The 20,754-nt window shown below is 28.1% G+C and carries 23 protein-coding genes; 16 read left to right on the top strand and 7 right to left on the bottom strand.

The genetic code is table 11. From position 1 onward, the window contains the following. Nucleotides 1-3: 3 nt before the first annotated feature. Entirely contained in the window at nucleotides 4-864 is an 861-nt protein-coding gene (locus GOQ29_RS03870) for a DUF421 domain-containing protein (protein ID WP_203371322.1), read from the bottom strand. Between the two features lie 13 nt (nucleotides 865-877). After that, nucleotides 878-1,084, bottom strand: coding sequence for a DUF1657 domain-containing protein (locus GOQ29_RS03865; RefSeq protein WP_203371321.1), 207 nt, complete (start codon nucleotides 1,082-1,084; stop codon nucleotides 878-880). 228 nt (nucleotides 1,085-1,312) lie between these two features. Between GOQ29_RS03865 and GOQ29_RS03860 the strand changes: the two genes are divergently transcribed. Both GOQ29_RS03860 and GOQ29_RS03855 read left to right on the top strand, forming a co-directional pair. Further along, on the top strand, nucleotides 1,313-2,008 hold the full coding sequence (locus tag GOQ29_RS03860) for a DUF421 domain-containing protein (protein ID WP_203371320.1): 696 nt from the start codon (nucleotides 1,313-1,315) through the stop codon (nucleotides 2,006-2,008). A gap of 37 nt (nucleotides 2,009-2,045) precedes the next feature. After that, entirely contained in the window at nucleotides 2,046-2,594 is a 549-nt protein-coding gene (locus GOQ29_RS03855) for a DUF2238 domain-containing protein (RefSeq protein ID WP_203371319.1), read from the top strand. 123 nt (nucleotides 2,595-2,717) lie between these two features. Here GOQ29_RS03855 and GOQ29_RS03850 read toward each other — a convergent pair whose 3' ends face one another. After that, entirely contained in the window at nucleotides 2,718-3,641 is a 924-nt protein-coding gene (locus GOQ29_RS03850) for a DMT family transporter (RefSeq protein WP_203371318.1), read from the bottom strand. 463 nt (nucleotides 3,642-4,104) lie between these two features. On the opposite strand from GOQ29_RS03850, the gene GOQ29_RS03845 reads away from it, so the two are divergent. From GOQ29_RS03845 to GOQ29_RS03835, 3 genes are all read left to right on the top strand, one after another. Beyond that, complete coding sequence (locus tag GOQ29_RS03845) at nucleotides 4,105-4,656, top strand: GNAT family N-acetyltransferase (protein ID WP_203371317.1); 552 nt, start codon at nucleotides 4,105-4,107, stop codon at nucleotides 4,654-4,656. A 66-nt stretch (nucleotides 4,657-4,722) separates the two neighbouring features. Next, on the top strand, nucleotides 4,723-5,088 hold the full coding sequence (locus GOQ29_RS03840; RefSeq protein ID WP_203371316.1) for a DUF6483 family protein: 366 nt from the start codon (nucleotides 4,723-4,725) through the stop codon (nucleotides 5,086-5,088). Between the two features lie 236 nt (nucleotides 5,089-5,324). Then, entirely contained in the window at nucleotides 5,325-6,629 is a 1,305-nt protein-coding gene (locus GOQ29_RS03835; RefSeq protein ID WP_203371315.1) for a Na+/H+ antiporter family protein, read from the top strand. 257 nt (nucleotides 6,630-6,886) lie between these two features. Here the strand turns inward: GOQ29_RS03835 and GOQ29_RS03830 are convergent, their stop codons facing one another. The 4 genes from GOQ29_RS03830 to GOQ29_RS03815 form a co-directional block, all read right to left on the bottom strand. Next, complete coding sequence (locus GOQ29_RS03830; protein ID WP_484477057.1) at nucleotides 6,887-7,699, bottom strand: ABC transporter permease; 813 nt, start codon at nucleotides 7,697-7,699, stop codon at nucleotides 6,887-6,889. After that, on the bottom strand, nucleotides 7,686-8,465 hold the full coding sequence (locus tag GOQ29_RS03825) for an ABC transporter ATP-binding protein (RefSeq protein WP_203371314.1): 780 nt from the start codon (nucleotides 8,463-8,465) through the stop codon (nucleotides 7,686-7,688). The genes GOQ29_RS03830 and GOQ29_RS03825 overlap by 14 nt, the downstream gene beginning before the upstream one ends. A 233-nt stretch (nucleotides 8,466-8,698) precedes the next feature. Further along, entirely contained in the window at nucleotides 8,699-9,574 is an 876-nt protein-coding gene (gene citG / locus GOQ29_RS03820) for a triphosphoribosyl-dephospho-CoA synthase CitG (RefSeq protein WP_203371313.1), read from the bottom strand. Nucleotides 9,575-9,584: 10 nt separating this feature from the next. After that, nucleotides 9,585-10,268 carry a GntR family transcriptional regulator gene (locus GOQ29_RS03815; RefSeq protein WP_203371312.1) on the bottom strand — a complete coding sequence of 228 codons (684 nt, stop codon included), beginning with the start codon at nucleotides 10,266-10,268 and terminating at the stop codon, nucleotides 9,585-9,587. Nucleotides 10,269-10,500: 232 nt separating this feature from the next. Between GOQ29_RS03815 and citC the strand changes: the two genes are divergently transcribed. The 11 genes from citC (at nucleotide 10,501) to GOQ29_RS03760 (ending at nucleotide 20,710) form a co-directional block, all read left to right on the top strand. Beyond that, nucleotides 10,501-11,544, top strand: a complete 1,044-nt coding sequence (gene citC, locus GOQ29_RS03810; protein WP_203371311.1) for a [citrate (pro-3S)-lyase] ligase — start codon at nucleotides 10,501-10,503, stop codon at nucleotides 11,542-11,544. Nucleotides 11,545-11,559: 15 nt separating this feature from the next. Continuing rightward, nucleotides 11,560-11,853, top strand: a complete 294-nt coding sequence (gene citD / locus GOQ29_RS03805) for a citrate lyase acyl carrier protein (RefSeq protein ID WP_203371310.1) — start codon at nucleotides 11,560-11,562, stop codon at nucleotides 11,851-11,853. Further along, nucleotides 11,853-12,752 carry a citrate (pro-3S)-lyase subunit beta gene (gene citE, locus GOQ29_RS03800; RefSeq protein WP_203371309.1) on the top strand — a complete coding sequence of 300 codons (900 nt, stop codon included), beginning with the start codon at nucleotides 11,853-11,855 and terminating at the stop codon, nucleotides 12,750-12,752. The genes citD and citE overlap by 1 nt, the downstream gene beginning before the upstream one ends. Next, nucleotides 12,742-14,274 carry a citrate lyase subunit alpha gene (gene citF, locus GOQ29_RS03795; protein WP_203371308.1) on the top strand — a complete coding sequence of 511 codons (1,533 nt, stop codon included), beginning with the start codon at nucleotides 12,742-12,744 and terminating at the stop codon, nucleotides 14,272-14,274. Before citE ends, citF begins: the two co-directional genes overlap by 11 nt. Nucleotides 14,275-14,290: 16 nt before the next feature. Then, nucleotides 14,291-14,821 carry a citrate lyase holo-[acyl-carrier protein] synthase gene (citX, locus tag GOQ29_RS03790; RefSeq protein ID WP_203371307.1) on the top strand — a complete coding sequence of 177 codons (531 nt, stop codon included), beginning with the start codon at nucleotides 14,291-14,293 and terminating at the stop codon, nucleotides 14,819-14,821. Between the two features lie 27 nt (nucleotides 14,822-14,848). Then, complete coding sequence (locus GOQ29_RS03785) at nucleotides 14,849-16,240, top strand: oxaloacetate decarboxylase subunit alpha (RefSeq protein WP_203371306.1); 1,392 nt, start codon at nucleotides 14,849-14,851, stop codon at nucleotides 16,238-16,240. A 16-nt stretch (nucleotides 16,241-16,256) separates the two neighbouring features. Further along, nucleotides 16,257-16,535 carry an OadG family protein gene (locus GOQ29_RS03780; protein WP_203371305.1) on the top strand — a complete coding sequence of 93 codons (279 nt, stop codon included), beginning with the start codon at nucleotides 16,257-16,259 and terminating at the stop codon, nucleotides 16,533-16,535. A 21-nt stretch (nucleotides 16,536-16,556) separates the two neighbouring features. Beyond that, complete coding sequence (locus GOQ29_RS03775; protein ID WP_203371304.1) at nucleotides 16,557-16,928, top strand: biotin/lipoyl-containing protein; 372 nt, start codon at nucleotides 16,557-16,559, stop codon at nucleotides 16,926-16,928. 13 nt (nucleotides 16,929-16,941) lie between these two features. Continuing rightward, a complete protein-coding gene (locus GOQ29_RS03770; protein ID WP_484477058.1) occupies nucleotides 16,942-18,072 on the top strand; it encodes a sodium ion-translocating decarboxylase subunit beta in 1,131 nt (376 codons plus the stop codon). Nucleotides 18,073-18,177: 105 nt separating this feature from the next. Next, nucleotides 18,178-19,938, top strand: a complete 1,761-nt coding sequence (locus GOQ29_RS03765; protein WP_203371302.1) for a sensor histidine kinase — start codon at nucleotides 18,178-18,180, stop codon at nucleotides 19,936-19,938. Then, entirely contained in the window at nucleotides 19,925-20,710 is a 786-nt protein-coding gene (locus tag GOQ29_RS03760; protein ID WP_203371301.1) for a Na-translocating system protein MpsC family protein, read from the top strand. Before GOQ29_RS03765 ends, GOQ29_RS03760 begins: the two co-directional genes overlap by 14 nt. Nucleotides 20,711-20,754: the final 44 nt, after the last annotated feature.

Here is a 20,754-nt window from a genome sequence, read left to right as displayed (position 1 = left end):
TTTCTAATGTAATAGATAAGATTCAAGTTTATTCATTAAATTTTTTAATTTTTTTGCATTAGATGAATACATCTTTTTTGCTTTATTATCTTGAGTATCTAATGCATATTTAACAAGGTCAGATTGACATTTTTTTATGTTTGCAAATAAAGTTTCCTTTATTTTTGGTTGAGAAACTTGTATTGAGTCGTCAAATAAATCTACATATAGATCTCCAGAGGAATCTACTTGACCTATAAAGATATTATCTAAAGAAAGTCCAAGTTTTTCTAATTCAGTATTTAACCATCCTCTGTTTAAACCTATATTGCTTAAAGGTTCATCTAAAATATTGCCATCTAAAATAACAGTTTGAGGAGCACTTTTAGGAGATACTTCTGTACCTAATTCAAATGGAGTAACTGGTTTTTTATCAGATTTTAATAAAACATTGAGTTCACCAGTAGTTTCCATTACAGCGAATTCAACATCAGCTAAATTAAATGCATTTTTAGTACGAAGTTCTTTAAGTAATTCTTCTCCTGTTAGCCTTGCTTGTTTAAGATTTTCTTCCATCACTTTTCCATTTTTTATTAATATGGTTTCTCTGCCATTTATCCAATCGTGGATAAGTTTACTTTTTAAAGCAAAGTAATCTAATATTAAATAAAAGGCAACCCAAGTTCCTAAGGATAAAAGTCCCAATACCAAGTTATCTATTATGTTTACAGATATTAAAGCAGCTAATATTCCAATTATAGAATAACTAATGAAATGAAAGGGAGTTAACTTAGTTAATTGTCTTTTTCCCATTATTCTAGTCAATCCTAAAACTAGAAAAAATAGCATGATAGATCTTAATAATATTTCAATCCAATTTGCCATATTTTTACCTCCCTTAAAATCCTTTATACTGAGGTTCTTCGTATTCAACAATTTTTAGTCTTTCTTCTAAATCATGAATTACCTCTTCAGTAGTTTTTAAAGAATTCTTATAGATAGATTTTTCTTCTTCATTAAAAGATTTTAGTGAATATATCTCTAATGTACTTTTAACACCATTAAGAGTTGCAATAGTTTGTTTTAATTGAGAAGCAACTGTCATACTTATCACCTTCCAAATATTTTATGTTCTAAATTAATTTATACTTATTAATATAAATTAATGTATATATATTTATGTAATAAATTCCATGGTATATTTTGGATCAATTCATTATTAGTTTTTATTATTAAAATTAGTAATATCATTTTCAAAAAGAGGGGAATATATATTTGAAGAAATATTATAAGGAGAAGATGTAGATATTAATATATATGAGAAGGTGATAATATGGTAATAGAAAAATTTTTTGATTTAACAATAGAACTAATTTTTGGTTTTTTCGCATTACTTGCAATAACTAAATTTTTAGGGAAGACACATATAGATCAAATAACTCCCTTTGATTTCATATCGGCATTAGTTTTGGGAGAACTTTTAGGAAATGCTATATATGATGAGAATATTAGCATAGTATACATAATGTATGCAATTTTTATATGGGCACTTTTAATTTTTATTATTGAAAAGATAACTCAAAAATTTAGAAAAACAAGGAAAATATTACAAGGAGATCCATCATTAATTATTCGTCATGGTAAGATAGACTATAATGTTATTAAAAGAGAAAAATTAGATATAAATGAATTATTAAGCTTATTAAGACAAAAGGATGTATTTTCTATAAGAGAAGTAGAGTATGGGATATTAGAACCCGGTGGAAAAATAAGTATATTGAAGAAATCAAAATATGATAATCCTACAATAGAGGATTTGAATTTACCTGAAAAAGTTACCTACTTACCTGTTAATTTAGTATTGGATGGAGAAATTCTTTATGATAATCTAAATGCTATAGGTTATGATGAAGAATGGTTAAAAAATCAAATACATATGTATGGAGTAGAAAAAATAGAAGAGGTTTTTTATGCAGAATGGAAACAAGATGAAGGAATTCATGTTGTTCCAAGAAATGATAAAAAGTAATATCTACTATAAATAGTGAAATGAAAGGATTATAATAATGAAAACAGATAAATTTTTAAAATTAATATTGTATTTCTTTAATATTTGCATAATAGTTTTATTAGCAGCTTTTATAGTTAATAAACAATATAGCTATATTTTAAATTTAATATTTATATATGTAGTATATATAATAATAATTAATTATGAAAAAAGAAAAGTAATTGATATTAGTAATTTAGTCAAATTTTTATTTGTTTTAATATCAATCTCGCATCTGGCATTAGGACAATATTTTAACTTTTATGAAACAGGTACATATTTTGATAAAGCACTTCATCTAATTGGTATTTTTGGAATAAGTTTATTTTCATATGAAGTATTGATATCTGTTTTTGATGAGTATATAAATTCTAAAATTTTAATATCTGTTTTTGTATTTTCTATTGGTATAACCTTAGGAAATCTTTTTGAAATATTCGAATTTATTTTAGATGTTATTTTGAATAAATCTAATCAGCATGGTTTAGTAGATATAAATCTTGATTTAATATTTAATAGTATAGGAGCTTTTATAGCTGGAATTTGGATATATATTAAATATTGATTACATTTATAAAGATAAATAGGACAATATTATTTCTAGAAAAAGTTTTTGATTTAGATAATTTATAAATGAACTTGCAAATATTAAGTAAGTATTTTAATTAAATGGTACTGCCACCCGATATTATGGAGTAGCAGTACCATCTAAAGTGTTTTTATTATTCTTTGAAGTGAATTTAACTTGAGTTATTAGAATTCCTGTTAATATAAATGCACAACCTATATATCCTCTAATATTCATACTTTCACCTAACATAATAGTCCCACCTATGGCTCCAAATACTGATTCCATACTTAGTATGATAGCAGCGTGAGAAGGTTTTGCATTTCTTTGGGCTACTACTTGAAGAGTATATGCGATCCCTACTGACATGAAACCACCATAAAGTATAGGAATTAGTGCGTTAGAAATAGCATCCATGCTAATTTCTTCAAAGATTAGAGCTGTTATTATACTTAATATTGAACAAGTTGCAAATTGGATACAAGATAATTTCAATGGGTTTAATTTTTTTGTGAAATGATCTATGGTTAAAATGTGTATAGCCCAGAATAAAGCCCCTATAAGTTCCAAGAAATCCCCGTAACTCATTCTAAAGTTTTCATTTATACTTAGAAGATATAGTCCAATTACAGCAAGTCCTACTCCAATCCATGATTTTGTTTCAATTTTTTGTTTTAAAAATATTCCTAGAATTGGAACAATAACCATATAAAGACCAGTAATAAAGCCTGCTTTTCCAGCAGTTGTATACATTAATCCAACCTGTTGAAATGTTGCAGCTATATAAAGGGCAATCCCCATTATTATACCTGGTATGATTATATTTTTAGTAGTAAGTTCAGTTTTACTTTCTTTTTTCTTATCTTTTTTATCAAAATAAAAAATTAAAGGTATTAGTGAAATACTTCCAATAGCAAATCTTATTCCATTGAAAGTAAAAGCTCCTACATGTTGAGAACCTACCCTTTGTGCAACAAAAGCAAATCCCCATATTGAAGCAGTAATTAATAAAAGTATGTTAGCACGTAATTGTTTAGTATTCAATATATACACCTACTTTTTAATAATGTTTTAGTATAAATAACCAATATGAAGATATTAATATCTTCATATTAGCTATTTATCAATTTTATTATATTCTATTTATTTAATTAGTTCTACACTTATAGATTTATACCTTTATAGAAAGTAAAAATTAATTTATATTAAAATCTTTATTTAAATAAAGTTACAAAATATAATTATTATTAAAATTAAGATATACATAAGGGAAATATAGGAAGGGATTTTAGAATAGTTGAAGAATGATTAATTATATATAGATTATAATAAATATACTAGATGCTCTTTATTGACAATCTATAAAACATATTTTTTATGGAGTAAAATAAAGAACATATTATGAGAAGGTAGAAATAATTAGTGATGATATTATAATAGAAAAGTTAGGCAGTAATGATGAAATGACTTTTTATATCAATAAGTCTAACATTGGAGAGTGATTTTAATGCATAAAGTTTATGAAACAGAAAGACTATTATTAAAAGTATTGGACAGATCCTATGAAAAATTAATTGTAGATTATTATTTAAGAAATAAGTCTTTTTTAGAAGAATGGGAAGCTGTAAAAAATGAAGAATTTTATACGAAACAATATCAGGAGGAACAGTTAGATAAAGAATTATTAAATATTGAAAATAATAATTTACTTAGATTGTGGATTTTTAAAAAGGAAGATAATAGTAGAATAATAGGGTCTATTAGTTTTAACAATATTGTAAGAGGTGCATTTTTATCTTGTCATCTTGGTTACAAACTAGATAAGGATGAGCTTAACAAGGGTTATATAACCGAGGCAATTCAAAAGGGAATTGATGTTATGTTTAATGAATTTGGACTACATAGAATTGAAGCCAATATCATGCCTAAAAATAAACGGTCTTTAAGAGTTGTTGAGAAATTAGGATTTTATAATGAGGGAATGGCATATAAATATTTAAAGATAAATGGAAAATGGGAGGACCATATACATATGGTTTTATTAAATGATAATGTATAATATAATTTTTAATGTATTTTATATATTATAAAATATAGATATTTTGAAAGGTTAGTGATATATTTTATGTTTCAACAAGACTATGTAATGAAAATGATCGAAGATATAGTGAGATTTTTGGCGAAAGTTATTTTCAATAAAGATACTATTGATTATCAGGTGTTAGATGAAGAGAATTATACACCAACAGATTATCTTTATAAGGAGCTTATTAGCTTAATAAATAAAGGGAAAATAAATGAAGCTGAAAATTTATTATATGAGAAATTAGATTGTAAAGATAAAAAACATATGGAATTAGCTCTAGATTTTTATCAAAGATTAAATAATTTTGAGGATGATTTTCTAGAAAAAAATAATTTTTCAAGAGAAGAAATTGAAGAAGGGTTAAAAGAAGTTGCTAAGAAATTTGGAATACCTATTTATATTTAATAGATATTTTTATATTGTCTATTTAGACTCTCTATTATATTGAAAGAGTTTTATTTTTCGCTTAAGCACAAATTTTTTTACATTACCCATGATGATCTTTAAATTTTATGGAGATAGGTACTTATTGAATACTTTCTTATAATTTAAAAGTATGTTAAAATTATTTAATAATTATATATATAATTAGTTCTTTTTAGGACTAACTATAAATAAAATATTAAAAAAGGGGTGATGTAATGTTAACTAATCCAGTATTAATTTCAGTGGTAGTAATGGTTGTTCTTAGTTTAATAAAAGTAAATATATTAATAGCACTTATATTAGCTGCCATAACTGGAGGATTAATTTCAGGAATGGGTTTAGGAGAAACGATGACAATTTTAATAGAAGGTATGGGAGGAAATGCCGAAACTGCTCTATCTTATATTTTATTAGGTGCTTTAGCCTTTGCTATTGGAAAAACAGGTGCAGCAGAAATTTTAGCTTTAAAAATTGGTTCAGTAATTAAAAATAAAAAATTTGTATTTATTTTTTTAATAGCAGTTATTGCATGTTTATCTCAAAATTTAATACCAGTCCATATAGCATTTATTCCTATATTGATTCCACCACTTATTACAGTTATGAATAAACTTAAAATAGATAGAAGGGCTGTAGCGTGTGCTTTGACATTTGGGCTTAAAGCTCCTTATATTATGATACCAGCAGGATTTGGGCTTATATTTCATAATATAATTAGGGACTCTTTAATAGAAAATGGTGTGAATGTTGTGACAGAGATGGTTTGGAAATCAATGATTTTACCAGGTTTTGGAATGATAATTGGCTTATTCATAGCTATTTTAATTTCATATAGAAAACCTAGAGAATATACAGAAACTAAAGTAATCGAAGTTGATACGGATTATACAATAGATACAAATTTGACTTGTTCGCATATAGGAGCAATTATAGGGGCAATAGCTGCCTTTACAATTCAAATAACTACAGGCTCATTACCATTAGGAGCAATTATAGGTCTTGCAATGATGTTAGTTTTTGGAGCATTTAAATGGAATGATATGGACGATATTCTAACAGGTGGAATAGAACTTATGGGCTTTATAGCTTTTGTTATGTTAGTTGCTTCAGGATATGCCTCTGTTATAAGAGCTACAGGAGGTGTTGATTCTCTAGTTGAAGCAAGTGTAAATATTATGGGAGGTAGTAAATTAATATCAGCATTTTTAATGTTATTAATTGGACTAGTAATAACTATGGGTATAGGTACTTCATTTGGAACTATTCCAATACTAGCAGCTATATTCGTGCCAATTGCTATGGCTATGGGTTTTAGTCCTGCAGCTACTATTGCTTTGGTAGGGACTGCGGGTGCTCTTGGAGATGCCGGATCTCCTGCTTCTGATAGTACACTTGGGCCAACAGCTGGTTTAAATGTGGATGGGCAACATGATCATATATGGGGTACCTCTGTTCCAACATTTTTACATTACAATATACCATTATTAATAATGGGTACAATTGCAGCAGTTTTATTATAAAAATAAATATTGAAGGAGTAAAATGAAATAAATATTAGAGGATTAAAACAATTATAGGATGTAATAAATAAGGAAGGTTGTCTTCCTGACTAAAATAATAACATTTAAGACTTAAAATTAAGTTAATATGAATTTTTTACGGGATTTTCAGAATCTCTATTTTGTTATACAAAAAATAAAAGCAGCCTAGTATCTTAACACTAAATTGTGTAGATATCGGATGCTTTTTGAGACAGGCACAATTAAGATGATTTATATTATTGTCTCCATTTCATATATTTTTTTTCAATAAGAGCTACACCTTGATACATCAATGCGGCTATTATAGCTAATACTAACACACTCATCATAACTAAATCTAACTGGAAAACTTGACCACCATAAACTATGAGATATCCTATTCCAGCTCTAGATACTAAGAATTCACCAACTATGACTCCTACCCAAGATAATCCTATATTTATTTTTAATGAATTAATCATAGCAGGGACACTAGAAGGAAGAATCACTTTTTTTAAAATTTGGAATTTAGTTGCACCAAATGTTTGCAACATCTTTATTTTATCGATATCTACTTCTTTAAATCCATTATATACATTCATTATAGTAACAACTATTGAAACTGAAATTGCTGTAACGATTATACCAGAATATCCAGCCCCAACCCATATTATTATTATAGGTGCTAATGCAGTCTTAGGTAGACTATTTAATACTACTAAATAAGGGTCTAATACCTTTGATATAAAATCAGACCACCATAATAATATGGCAATGATAATGCCTAAAATAGTTCCCCCTAGAAATCCCACAACATTTTCCATTAAAGAGATACCTAAATGTTCAAATAGAGTTCCGTTTTTCACAAAGTTAATAAATAAATCAAACATTTCAGAAGGATAGCTAGTTAAAAAGATGTCTATAATTTGACATCTAGCTAGCATTTCCCATATTCCAAAGAAGAGTATAAGAATAAGCCATTGAGTAGTTTTAATATATCTTTTTCTTTTTTTTATAGATTTTATATAGTTTTCATGTTCCTTTGATTTATTACTATTAGACATGAACATCCAGCTCCTTCCATATTCTATTAAAATAATCTTTAAATTCAGGAGCTTCCCTAGATTTCATTGGACTTCTATCACAATCTGGACAAGTAAGCTGGATAGGGATAATATCTTTAATACGACCTGGTCTTTTAGATAATACAACCACTTTATCAGCCATAGATATAGCTTCTGATATATCGTGGGTAACCATAAGAGCTGTCTTTTTTTCTTTTCTTAGTATTTGACCGATTTCATCGGATATTGCCAACCTTGTTTGATAATCTAGTGCGGAAAAAGGTTCATCTAATAAAAGAAAATTAGGCCTTGTAGCTAAGGTGCGAATAAGGGCAACCCTTTGTCTCATTCCTCCAGATAATTGACTAGGGTAACTATCTTTAAATTCTCCAAGTCCGTAGATATCTAAGAGATGTTCTACAAATTCTTTTCCTTCTTTAGTAACTTTATCTTGAATTTCTAATCCTATGAGACTATTTTGCTTAATAGTTCTCCATTCAAAAAGATTATCCTTTTGAAACATATATCCGACATCTTTAGTAGACTTTTTTAATTTCTCATTATTTAATAGAACCTCACCCTTGGAAGGTTCTATTAAATCTGCTATTATAGATAATAAAGTAGACTTACCGCATCCACTAGGACCTACTAATACAACAATTTCTCCTCTATTAATATTTAGAGAAATATCATCTAGGGCGTGAGTTTCTCCATCTAATGTATGATAAGTCATACTTAGGTTCTTTATTTCTAAAACCTTATCATTGTTCATAGGGTTTTCCTCCTTTAACATTTCACTGGATATATTATTGTATTCTACCTTGTTTACTTGTGTGAATTAAAGGAGTTTAGAAAAAATATATATAAATGATATTTTGAGGGGTGCAGAAGAAAACTAATAAAATTATTAATAAATTGAAGAATAGACTTAATAAAGAAGATAAATATCTTTATTTAAGAATTGTAGATGAATCTGTAAACAGAGCATATCATGATATGCTCTGTTTACAATGTTATATTTTCTATGAGAGCAAGAAAAATTGTTACTGCTAATAAATCTGCAGAACCTCCAGGACTAATATTCATTTTTACAAAAGAATCATTTATAGAATTAAGTATTTTTTTTGCATTAGATTGTTTCATACCTCCATTTTCTAAAAATCTTTTTGATGTATCTTTTACATATTTAAGGCTATTAATACCACCTCGTGTGACTATATTTGTATCTTCAGATGATGATATAATATAAAGTAAGACTTCTAAAAATAAATCATTTTTACTAAGATTTTTATTAGTATCCCATTGTCTTATTATAGATATGGGTTTTGATATTACTGTTTTAAAACCAGATTCTACTTCTCCACGGATTCCTTTTAGTCCATAAGCTTTGTATAAATACTCTCCATGGGTTAAATTTTTCTTGAAGTCTAAATTGTAAAAGTCTTTAGTAACTAAATCTTTTGTCATATCTTTTACTACAGAAGTAACCTCTTCTGCAAGAAATATTTCTTTATGTTTTTTTTCATATAAATAACCTATAGTTGCACATAATATTCCAAATGAGAATATGATTCCTTTATGAGTATTTATCCCTTTTGTAGCATCAAACATAGCTTTTTCACAATCAATTCCTATGGGTCTAATATTATTGAGCAGTTTAGAAATATTCTTTTCTTTAAAATTTATACCTGCCATAGTAAATTCATACAGTCCTTTGTATAGAGAAGAGCTACTAGATAAAAAGGTGAAAAAGTTCATGTCATTATGAGCCCCATTATTTTCACGATCTACAAGACCAGGTTTTGGACTTACACTTACTTCATATAATATTGCTCTTTGAGCAAGTGATGCAACATAATGGGCATATGATTCTTTATTCATTTATTTTCTCCTATTCATCAATTTCTTCAAGTACAATATTTAATGAGTAGTCAAGGTGCCTTTGTATAAGTTTGTCTACTCTGGCTTTATCTTTGTCTATAATAGCTTGTAATATTTGTTTATGTTCAATTAGTCCTGATTTTCTTCTTTTATTATCTTTAATAGAAATATCTCTAAAACGCTGTAGATATTCATTAAGTTTAGAAATCATAGATGCAAGTCTATTCATTTTACTTGCCTTATAAATTTTAAAATTAAATTCTCCAAAAAGTACAATTACTTCTTCTACTCTTCCTTCATTATTTTTTTGTTCTGTTAAATTAAGTAAATCTTTAATTTCTTGTATTTCTGATGAAGTTATATTTTCCATAGCATTTACTGCAGCTAATACTTCCAAAGAATGTCTAATCTTGTATATTTCAATGACGTCTTTTTTAGAAATTCTCTTTACAACAACTCCAAATTTAGGAATATATTCTACTAATTCTTCAAGTTCTAAACGTTTTAAAGCTTCTCTTATTGGAGTACGACTAATATTGAGTCTATCAGCGTATTCTTTTTCAATTATTCTTTCTCCAACTGGTATTTTACCTTTAATAATTGTACTTCTTAAACTTTCATAAATAACATCACGCATAGGTTTGTTTTGAGATAAGTCTGTATTTTTAACAAATTCGTCCATATATTCTGACATAGATATCCTTCCCTTCACCGATACTGGAAAATTTGTATAGTTACATTTTATCCAAACACATTAAGAATACCAAGTATTTTTAATGTGTTTTATTTAGATATAATTTGAAGAAATATACAAAACACTAAAAATACATTAGAAACATGAAAAAAACTTGGGAAAGAAATACTGTGATTGTATAATTAATATGCACTTAAAAGGGATTTAAGCTTAGAAAGAAGGTAATTTAAAAATGCTAGGGTTACAATTAGAGAAGAAAAGAATTTTTCTTGATGATAAAGAAGAAAAAAGAGAATTAGAAGAATTTTTAAATACTCAAAATATTCGTTTAGATGAAAATGTAGAATATACGGTTGGAGTATTTAATGGAGATGAGCTGGTTGCAACAGGTTCTCTTTCAAAAAACACTTTAAGATCTATTGCCATCAAACCAGAATATCAAGGAACAAGTCTATTAAATAAAGTTATCTCTCATTTAATATCAGAAGCATATCAAAGGGGTAATACTCATCTTTTTATTTATACAAAACCTGAATCAGCAAAATCTTTTAATTTCCTAGGATTTTATGAAATTGCTAGAGTGAATGAAGTTGTGCTAATGGAAAATATTTCAGATGGTATTAATTCTTATCTAAAAGAGATATCAACTCAGACAGTAAATGGTAAGAATATTGCCAGTATAGTAATGAATGCTAATCCCTTTACAAATGGGCATCAATATTTAGTAGAAACAGCTGCTAGGGAAAATGATGCCCTTCATTTATTTGTGGTATCAGAAGAAGCCTCAATTATACCTTTTTCAATAAGATATGAACTTGTTAAGAAGGAAATTGAATATTTAGACAATGTTATTCTTCATAAGGGTGGATCATATATGGTTTCTAGAGCTACATTTCCATCATATTTTATGAAGGACTCACAAGAAGTTGTAAAAGTTTATGCAGAATTAGATTTAACTATATTTAAGAAGTATATAATTCCTACATTAAATATCAATAGTAGGTATGTAGGAGAAGAGCCCTATTGTGAAGTAACTAGGACATACAATGAAACAATGAAAAGAATTTTAGAAGGTAATAATATGAGGGTGAAAATTGTACCGAGACTCCAATCAAAGAGAAGAGCTATTAGTGCATCTTTTGTTCGAGAGCTGATAAAAAAAGATGAAATTGAAAGAATTAAGGATTTTGTACCAATATCAACATATGAGTTCTTTAGATCTAAAGATGCAAAAGATTTAATTGAGAATATAAGAAGTAATACTGGAAGACATTAATTGGAGGTGAAAGTTATGAGAATCATAAAAAGAGCTATAGCAGGAACTATGGAATCTAGTGATATCCAAATAGTAGTTGAAGCAGGACAAGGAATTGAAATTGAATTAAAAAGCTCTGTAGAGAAACAGTTTGGGAATCAAATCAGGAAAGTAATTAGAGAAACATTAGAGCATTTAGATATAAAAGATGTTAAAGTGATAGCTGTTGATAAAGGAGCATTAGATTGTACTATAAGAGCAAGAGTATTAACTGCTGCATACAGAGGTGCTGATATAAAAGAAGATTACAATTGGGAGGTAATTAACTAATGGATCGTCTAAGAAGAACTATGATGTTTGTTCCGGGTAATAATCCTGGGATGTTAAGAGATGCATATATATATGGAGCAGATTGTCTAATGTTTGATTTAGAAGATTCTGTTGCATTGGCAGAGAAGGATGCTGCTAGGTTTTTAGTATATAATGCAGTAAAAACAGTAGATTATGGAAATACCGAGATAGTTGTTAGAATAAATGGTTTAGATACTCCTTATGGGAAAAATGATATTGAAGCAATGGTTAGATCGGAAGTAGATGTTATAAGACTTCCAAAAACAGAAACTAAGGAAGATGTTTTAGAGGTAGAGGCAATCATAGAAGAAGTAGAGAAAAAGATAGGCAAAGAATTAGGTACTACAAAAATGATGGCAGCAATAGAGGGGCCATTAGGTGTATTTAATGCTTATGATATTGCTACATCTAGTAGTAGATTAATAGGTATTGCACTTGGAGCGGAAGATTTTGTTACTAATATGAAGACAAAAAGATATCTGGACGGTATGGAACTATTTACTGCAAGAAGTCAAATAGTATTAGCCGCAAGGGCTGCAGGAATATATGCGTTAGATACTGTATTTTCTGATGTTGATAATGAAGAGGGATTTAGAAAAGAGATAGAGTTTATAAAACAACTTGGTTTTGATGGAAAATCTATAATAAATCCAAGACAAATTGGACCAGTAAATGAAATCTATACACCAAATGATAAAGAGATTAAAAAGGCATTAGATGTAAAGAGAGCTATTAAGGAGGCAGCAGATAAGGGTTCAGGTGTTATTTCTTTAAATGGAAAAATGATTGATAAACCAATTGTTGATAGGGCAGATAGGGTTCTTCATTTAGCTATGGCTGCAGGTATATATAAGGAGGAATCGGGATATGAAGAATAATTTAGGAAGAGATATTCCAGAGCAAATAGCAGGGAATTATAAAATTTATCAAGGACCATTTGAACAGGCAATAGAAGGGAGAAAATCATCTCCAAAAATAATTAGAGTTAAACCAGGAGAGAGTAAACTATTAGCATCTCTAGAAGATGCAGTTATAAAAAGTGGATTAAAAGATGGAATGACTATTTCTTTTCATCATCATTTTAGATCAGGTGATTATATTATAAATAATATCATGGATATAATTGCTAAATTAGGAATTAAAAATTTAACATTAGCTTCTAGTTCTTTAACTAGTATACATGCACCATTAATAAAACACATAAAAAATGGAGTAATAAAGAAAATTACATCTAGTGGATTAAGAGGAGAGTTAGCAGAGGAAATCTCTAAAGGATTAATGGAAGAACCAGTAATAATTCGTTCTCATGGAGGAAGAGCAAGAGCTATTGAATCTGGAGATATAAAAATAGATGTAGCATTCTTAGGAGCATCTTCCTCAGATGAATATGGAAATGCTAATGGATCGAATGGAAATGCTATTTGTGGACCTTTGGGATATGCTAAAATAGATGCAGAATATGCAGATAAGGTAATTATTATAACAGATAGTATAGTAGATTATCCAAATATGCCAGCAAGTATTTTACAGATAAATGTAGATTATGTTGTAAAAGTTAATGAAATAGGAGATTCAAAAGGTATTGCTTCAGGAGCTACTAGATTTACAAAAAACCCAAAAGAATTATTAATTGCTGATTATGCAAGTAAAGTAATTGTAGGGTCAGAATATTTTAAAGATGGGTTTTCATTTCAAACTGGTACAGGAGGATCATCTTTAGCTGTAACTAGATTTTTAAGAAATGAAATGATTAAACAAGATATTAAAGGAAGTTTTGCATTAGGTGGCATAACTAAACCTATGGTTGAAATGCTTGAAGAGGGATTAATAAATAATATTTTTGATGTACAAAGTTTTGATTTAGTGGCGGCTAATTCAGTTAGTAAAAATGAAAGACATCATGAGATATCTTCTTCATTCTATGCAAATCCTCATAATAAAGGATCAGCTGTAAATAAGTTAGATATAGTTATATTGTCAGCATTAGAAGTTGATACAAACTTTAATGTAAATGTTATAACGGGATCTGATGGAGTAATCAGGGGAGCCTCTGGTGGACATTGTGATGCAGCTGCTGGTTCAAAGCTTACGTTGATAGTTGCACCATTAGTTAGAGGTAGAATACCAACTATTGTGAATAAAGTAAATACGGTTATCACTCCAGGAGAGACGATTGATGTAGTGATTACTGAGATAGGAATTGCTATTAATCCGAAAAGACAGGATTTAATTGAGCAATATAAGAAATCAGATATTCCAGTATATACTATAGAGGAGTTGAAGGATAAAGCAATAGAAATTGTAGGCAATCCAGAGAAGATTCAATATGAAGATAAGGTAGTGGCTTTAGTGGAATATAGGGATGGAAGTATCATAGATGTTATTAGAAAAGTAAAATAAGGAGCGTAATAATAAAATGTCCATAGAAGGTGTAGAACAATCATTAAAGGATATTTTAAAAGCTAAGGATGATAGGGTGGCTTTTCATGAGGAATTATTAGAGAAATTTAATAGTCCTATTATTTCATATAAATTAAATATTCCTGGTTCGGTAAAATATAATAATTTAATAAAAAAAATATTTGATGAAGGATTATTTGAAATAATGAAAATATTAGATGAACATAAAATTGAAATTATTTATAAAAAAGTAATATATAAAGATAGTGGTCCTGAGGCTTTTATATCTTTTAAGTGTTCACCCTTTAAAGTAAAAGATTTATGTACTAAATTAGAAGATAAGCATATATTAGGAAGGATTTTTGATATTGATATTTTAAATGATAAAGGTTTACAAATTAGTAGACAAGATAAAAATAAAAAACCTAGGAAATGTTTACTCTGTGATAAAAGTGCTTTTGAATGTGGAAGATCTAGAGATCATGATTTGAAAGACTTACTTATTAAAATAGAACATATTGCAACAGATTATTTTTTAAATAAATGAACTGTATATTAAGGAGGGAGAATATTAGTGAATCCAGTGAAAATAACTGAAACGGCCTTGAGAGATGGACATCAATCTCTAATAGCAACAAGATTAAAAACAGATGAAATTCTTCCAATTTTATCTAAGATGGATGAAGTAGGATACCATGCTATGGAAGTGTGGGGAGGAGCTACTTTTGATGCATGTCTTCGATTTTTAGATGAAGATCCATGGGAAAGATTGAAAAAAATAAGAAAAGTAGTGAAAAACACTAAACTTCAGATGCTGTTAAGAGGTCAAAATCTTTTAGGATATAAACATTATCCTGATGATGTTGTAGAAACATTTATTAAAAAATCAGTGGAAAAGGGAATTGATATTATTAGAGTTTTTGATGCATTAAATGATATAAGGAATTTAGAAACTTCAGTGAAAGCAATAAATGAAGCAGGAGCTCATTGTCAATGTGCTATAAGTTATACTACAAGTAAGGTTCATGATATTGAGTATTATGTGGAGTTGTCAAAGAAATTTGAAAAATTAGGAGCAGATTCTATTTGTATTAAGGATATGGCAGGAATTTTAACACCATATTTTGCATATGAACTAGTAAAAAGATTAAAGGAAGAAGTAAATATTCCACTGGAATTACATAATCATTGTACTAGCGGTATTGCTTCAATGACTTATTTAAAAGCAGTCGAAGCTGGCATTGATATTATTGATACAGCTATATCTCCCTTTTCTAATGGGACAAGCCAACCTGCCACTGAATCTATAGCTCTTACTCTTAAAGATGGAATTAGAGGTTCAAAATTAAATTTAGATGTATTAAACGATATAGCTCAATATTTTAAACCTATAAGGGAAAAGTATAGAGATAATGGGATATTAAATCCAAAAGTAATGGAAGCAGAACCAAATACTTTGATGTATCAAGTACCTGGAGGTATGTTATCAAATTTACTTTCTCAGTTAAAGGGACAGAATGCCTTAGATAAATATGAAGAAGTATTAAAGGAAATACCAAGAGTGAGGGAAGATTTAGGATTTCCACCTCTTGTTACTCCATTGAGTCAAATGGTTGGTACTCAAGCCGTGTTTAATATATTGTCTGGAGAAAGATATAAAATCATACCAAAGGAAATAAAAGAATATGTTAAGGGTCTTTATGGTAGGTCTCCTGCTCCTATTGATGATGAAATAAAGAATACAATTATAGGTAATGAAAAAGTAATTACAGTTCGTCCTGCAGATTTAATTGAACCAGGACTAAAAAAATATGAAGAGCAAATTGGAGATTTAGCGAAATCTGTAGAAGATGTATTATCTTATGCATTATTTCCACAAGTGGCGAAGGGATTTTTGGAAAATAAAAATAAGCCTGAAGAGCAATATGAAAATCAAGAGATACATTATATTACAGTGACTATGTAAAAGTTAGGTGATGAAAATGATAACAATGTCGAAAGCATTAACAATAACAGTTTTTAGTATGATTTTGGTATTTGTAACTTTAATAATAATATTTTTTATTCTAAAAGCATTTAAAATAGTTTTTTATAAAGAAGAAAGCATGTATGAAAAGATATCTAAAAATGAAGATACTAAGTATGTAAATGAAATAGATGAAGAGGAAAAAGTTGTAATTGCCTTAGCTGCTTCTATAATAGCAGGACAAGGCAAAAAAAATCCTAATTTTCAGATTTCTAGTATAAAAAGAATTAAATAATAAAACAGTAGGAGGCAATAAATGAATTCAAAATTATATCACATTAAATTGAATGGTAAAGTGTATGAGTTAGAAATAGAAGAAGTCGATAGACAAGGGAAATCCTCATTAAAAGTAGAAAAAGAAGAAGTTATACAAGAAGGAACAAAGGAAGTAGTAGCTATGGCAAATTCTTCTGAAGGACAAAAAGTTGAAGCACCTATGCCAGGTAATGTAATAGATATTCTAGTGAATGTCGATGATGTTGTGAAAAGTGGACAAACTTTAGTTATTCTTGAAGCTATGAAGATGGAAAACGAAATAGTTTCTCCAGTAGATGGTAAGGTTATTGCAATAAATGTAAGTAAGGGACAAAGTGTAAATTCTGAAGATATTTTAATCCGGATTGGATAAGTGAGGAGGTATTATTATGAGGAAGATGTTATATGATTTCTGGATTAGTTCGGGATTTGCAATTATAGATATTAAGCAAATAATTATGATTATTATTGCGTGTATATTTTTATATCTTGCAATAAAAAAGAAATATGAACCATATCTATTGATACCAATTGCTTTTGGAATGCTTTTAGTAAATATGCCTGGAGCAAATCTAATGCTTCATCCAGAAAATGGTGAAGCTGGTGGCTTATTATATTATTTATATCAAGGTATAGAGTTTGGAATATATCCTCCACTTATTTTTCTATGTGTAGGGGCAGGAACAGACTTTGGTCCCCTAATAGCAAATCCAAAGACTATATTATTAGGTGCAGCAGCGCAATTTGGAATATTTTTTGCGTTTTTAGGTTCAATTTTATTAGGGTTTGCTGGTCCTGCAGCTGCATCTATAGGAATTATAGGAGGAGCAGATGGACCAACAGCTATTTATTTAACGGGAGAATTAGCTCCAGAGCTTTTAGGAACTATAGCACTTGCGGCTTATTCATATATGGCATTAGTACCAATTATACAACCGCCTATAATTAAGGCTTTAACTACTAAAGAAGAAAGAATGACAAAAATGGAGCAATTAAGACCAGTATCAAAAAGAGAAAAAATAATTTTTCCAGTGATAGTAGCTGTATTCACTATTGGATTATTACCGTCTTCAGCTCCTTTAATTGGGATGCTTATGTTTGGAAATTTAATTAAAGAGTCAGGGGTAGTTCCAAAGTTAGTTGAAACAGCACAAAGTTCATTAATGTATATAATTACTATAATATTAGGATTGACTGTTGGAGCGAAAGCTGATGCAGATACATTTTTGACGATTCAAACCCTTAAAATAACAGCATTAGGTTTAGCGGCATTTTCTATAGGAACTATATCTGGTGTTTTATTTGGTAAAATAATGTATAAATTAAGTAATGGAAAGATAAATCCTATGATTGGAGCAGCTGGAGTTTCAGCAGTACCAATGGCGGCAAGAGTAGTTCAAAAGGTCGGAAAAGATGAAAATCCAACTAATTTTTTATTAATGCATGCTATGGGTCCTAATGTAGCAGGTGTGATTGGTTCAGCAGTTGCAGCAGGGATATTATTGAAAGTATTTTAATGTTAAATTTTTAAGATTTAATAAAACTATTAAATTGTTTTCTATCTAAGGCTTTAAGTCTTAGATAGAAATGCTTTTTAAAATTAAAAAAATTAGAGTGATACTATGGAAACTAGAATAAAAGAGTCAAATAAAAGATTTTATTATAGAATTGGAAGATTAATTATAATAGAAATAATTATAATGGCAATCATTCTAAGTATTATAATAGGTAGTTATAATTATTATAGGAGTATGGTAATAAAATCAGAAAAAAATAACATATTTAATTTAGTTTCAACTGTATCATATCAACTTGAATTGTATTTCAATACAAAAGATTATTATTTAAAAAATATTATAGAAAAATCTGAGTTTAATAGTCAGTTTATGGGATTAATACAAGGAAAAGATAGTTTTCCTTTAATTGAAGTATTATATGAAATTCAAAGAAATGAAGATATTTCATTGGAGTTGATAGACAAAGAAGGGAAGTTGCTAAAAGCATATACTCAAGATAAAGGTTATAATTATGAAGATAGTCCTGATATAGAAAGAGCAGTAAAGTATCAAAAGGATATATATTATGTAGATACGGAAAAGAGTGGTAGTATAAATATAATTCATCCTATTATAATAGATGGAATAAATCAAGGGTTTATTAGGATGAAGATTGATTCGGATTATATTTATGAAACATATTTAGAGGATTACAAGGCAAATGATAAAGGATATATTTCAGTAAAGGATAGATATGGAAGACTTTTACTTCATCCATCTAATGATGATCTTGGAGAAGAAGTTGTAAAGGCTAGAAAAAGTCAATATCCAAATTATGATTGGAGTGAATTAGAAACAATTGTAGAGAGACAGATAGATGAAGAAAGTGGTGTAGGTGAATATCATTCAATATGGCCTGGAGAAGATAAAAGGGTAAAAAAAATAAGTGGATATACTCCAGCTTATATAGGAGATACATTTTTAATTGTTAATTTATCTGCTGATTATAAAGAAGTAATATCAAGTTTAACAAATATAACACGAATTACAGTAATACTTTCAATCTTAATGATTATATCAGGTATAATTATGATTATATATATTTACACAGTTGAAAGTAAGAAAAATAAGCTTTTAGTAGAATCTATATATTTAAATGAATTGAAAGAAAAAAATGCTCTTTTAATGCATCAATCAAAATTTGCAGCAATGGGAGAAATGTTAGCTACTATTGCTCATCAATTAAAACAACCTTTAAATGCTTTAAAAATTTCTCTTTATAATATAGAGGATTATTATTATTTAAAAGAAAATGATGAAGAGTATTTAAAATCATTGTTTACTTCAAATCATAAATTTATAGATAAAATGGCAGAAACAATAGATGATTTTAAATTCTTTTTTAAGCCTCAAAATAATGATAATAAGTTTAATATATATGATGCCATAATGTTTTCGATAGATTTAAATATAAGTAGAATAAATAATCTTAATATAGATATCGATATAAAAGTAGATAAGGGGATTGAAATAAGGGGTGAAAGTAATATATTTTCTCAAGTTTTCTTAAACCTCATAAATAACTCTATAGATGCTTTAAGTGATATAGAAGGAAAAAGATATTTAGAGATATTTATGAAGCCAGAAGAAAAAAATATACTAATTCAATTAAAAGACAATGGTGGAGGTATTAGAAAAGATATAAAGGATAAGTTATTTGAACCCTACGTTACAACCAAAAAAAATAAGGGAACAGGTATTGGATTATATATTTCAAAGATTATATTAAAGGAAAAATTTAATGGAAATTTGATTATTGATAATACTGAAGTTGGTGTAAAAGTGTTAGTAATATTAGAAAAGGAGGAGTGTGATGAGTCTAGATAATGGTTTGTTAAAAAATTTAAAGGTATTATATGTAGAAGATGAAGAAGAGATATTAGAACAAATGACTTTTTTTCTCAAAAAAAGAGTAGGTCAATTAATTGTTGCTGAAGATGGGATAAAAGGCTTAAAAGCATTTAAAGAATATAGACCTGATATTGTTATATGTGACCTTAAAATGCCTTATATGGATGGTCTTTCTATGGCTAGAGAGATTAGAAAAATAAGCTATGTGCCAATCATTATAACTACTGCCTTTTCTGATAAAGAAGTGATTCTAAAGGCTGTTGATATTGGAATAGAAAATTACATTGTAAAGCCTATAGATGTTAGAGAATTAACAGATATAATGAGAAAAACTGCAATAAAATTTTTAAGAAATAAAGGTGAGCTTATAGCTCTTAGAAATAGAGCTATAACTAAGAAGGATAAATTAGAAATAGAAGAAAAAATAAAAAATGCATTTGGAAAGTTTGTCAAGAATAAAACTGGAAAGGGACCACAAAATACAAAGGTATTTATTCGCTCTAATATTTTGGAAATAGAATCCATTGGAACTCTTACAAAAATGGAAAGAAGTCTACTTAAATTGGATAAAAATAAGTCTATTATAGTATATAATAGAGAAACTTTATATAGAGATTATGAGGCAGATATGAAAGAAATAATCAAACAATATCTTACTTGTGATGTAAATTTAGATTCTATAGATATTGATATTATTAATGATAAAACATTATTGAAATTTATTATTGCACAGAAGTTTAGCACTTAAAGATTTTTCTGGGCGATAGCCCGTTGATTTATAAAGAATATTAA

Origin of the sequence: Anaeromonas gelatinilytica (assembly GCF_016820635.1) — a bacterium.
GTDB classification, from domain to species: domain Bacteria; phylum Bacillota; class Clostridia; order Tissierellales; family SIT17; genus Anaeromonas; species Anaeromonas gelatinilytica.
Note: the sequence above shows the minus strand (reverse complement) of the source record. Positions and strands in the feature narration are given on the sequence as shown.